This window comes from Acidovorax sp. KPB24-03 (genome assembly GCF_057546605.1).
In genome coordinates this window covers 1-1321 of sequence record NZ_BAAJYR010000665.1, presented here as the reverse complement: position 1 = coordinate 1321, position 1321 = coordinate 1, and the positions used below count along the sequence as shown (strand labels likewise).

Genomic DNA, 1321 nt, shown 5'->3' with positions numbered 1-1321 from the left:
GCACCCCGCCCGGCACCCGGCGCCCGCCGCCCAGGCCCCGCGCGCGGCCTCGGGCTTCGACGACATGGACGACGACATTCCGTTCTGAAGCCGTCGCGCCGTCGTGGCCCATGAAAGGCCTGTCTTCGCAAGGAGACAGGCCTTTTTCGCACCTTTTTCGCGCGGGGTGCCGGGCCACCGATGGGCTGCTTTTTCAGGCGGTTTCCTTGCCCGCGCCTTCCTTTTCCTCGCCGGCCGGCTCCGTTTTCCACAGGCCCCGCACGTTCATCGCCGCCAGGCAGCACTGCAGCGCCATGAGCGCCCAGGCGCGGGTGTGCCATCCCCAGGCCAGCCACAGCACGTTGCTGCCGAGAAAGATCCAGAACCCGGCATTGCGCCGCGCTGAGTGCGTGGAGGCGACCAGCCAGGCCGCCAGCACCGACGCCGCGAATGCCGGCCACTGCAAGAGGCCGAGCCAGTCGTCCATCGCGGTCAGGCGCCCACGGCCTGCAGCAGCTTCTGGTTGAACGCCGGAATGTCGTCGGGCTTGCGGCTGCTGACCCATTGCCCCTCGACGTGCACGGTTTCGTCCACCCAGGTGGCGCCGGCGTTGCGCAGGTCGGTGGCCAAGCTGGGCCAGCTGGTCAGGGTCTTGCCGCGCACCAGGCCGGCGTCCACCAGCAGCCAGGCCCCATGGCAGATCACGGCGATGGGCTTGCCGGCCTGGTCGATGGCCTGCACGAAGGCCTGGGCCTTCGCGTCCGTGCGCAGGGTGTCGGCGTTGAGCACGCCGCCGGGCAGCAGCACGGCATCAAACCGGGCGGGATCGGCCTGGTCGAGGGTGCCGTCCACCGCGAAGGTATCGGCCTTTTCGTCGTGGTGGAAGCCCTGCACCTGGCCGGCCTTCGGGGCGATGATCCGGGTGGCGATGCCGGCCTTTTGCAGCGCGTCGCGCGGGCCGGTCAGCTCGACCTGTTCGAAGCCGTCGGTCACGAGGATGGCGACGGTGCGGGCGCTGGCGGCGGGAGAGGATGCGGTCATGGGTGGGGTCCTTTCAAAGGCCACCAATCTAGGGGCCGTGGTGCCCGTGGCGTGTCGGCCAACTGCCATCGCGGCGCAGGACATCGGCCTGCATGGCGGTCGTCAGCCGCGACCGCGCCAGCGCTCGATACCCTCGAACACCGCCATGCCGGCCAGCAGGGCGGCCACGAACCACACGCCGTCCGGCACCCCCATGCCCAGCAGCACCAGGGCCGGGCCGGGGCAGATGCCGGCCAGCCCCCAGCCGATGCCGAACAACGCGCTGCCGCCCACCAGCCGCGCGTCGATGCCGTGCGCGGCC

3 protein-coding genes are annotated in these 1321 nt (G+C 71.0%); all 3 read right to left on the bottom strand.

Going from position 1 to position 1321, the window contains the following annotated elements:
• Positions 1 to 193 precede the first annotated feature (193 nt).
• Positions 194 to 466, bottom strand: a complete 273-nt coding sequence (locus AC27KI_RS25000) for a hypothetical protein (RefSeq protein WP_284430507.1) — start codon at positions 464 to 466, stop codon at positions 194 to 196.
• A gap of 5 nt (positions 467 to 471) precedes the next feature.
• Complete coding sequence (locus AC27KI_RS24995; protein WP_284427864.1) at positions 472 to 1020, bottom strand: type 1 glutamine amidotransferase domain-containing protein; 549 nt, start codon at positions 1018 to 1020, stop codon at positions 472 to 474.
• Between the two features lie 102 nt (positions 1021 to 1122).
• Positions 1123 to 1321: DUF6691 family protein (locus AC27KI_RS24990; RefSeq protein WP_487116478.1), on the bottom strand; the 199-nt coding region annotated here is incomplete at its 5' end.

Excerpts from the sequence above, each read along its gene's own strand:
- AC27KI_RS25000 (WP_284430507.1), bottom strand. The coding sequence starts at position 466 with ATGGACGACTGGCTCGGCCTCTTGCAGTGGCCGGCATTCGCGGCGTCG.
- AC27KI_RS24995 (WP_284427864.1), bottom strand. The coding sequence starts at position 1,020 with ATGACCGCATCCTCTCCCGCCGCCAGCGCCCGCACCGTCGCCATCCTC.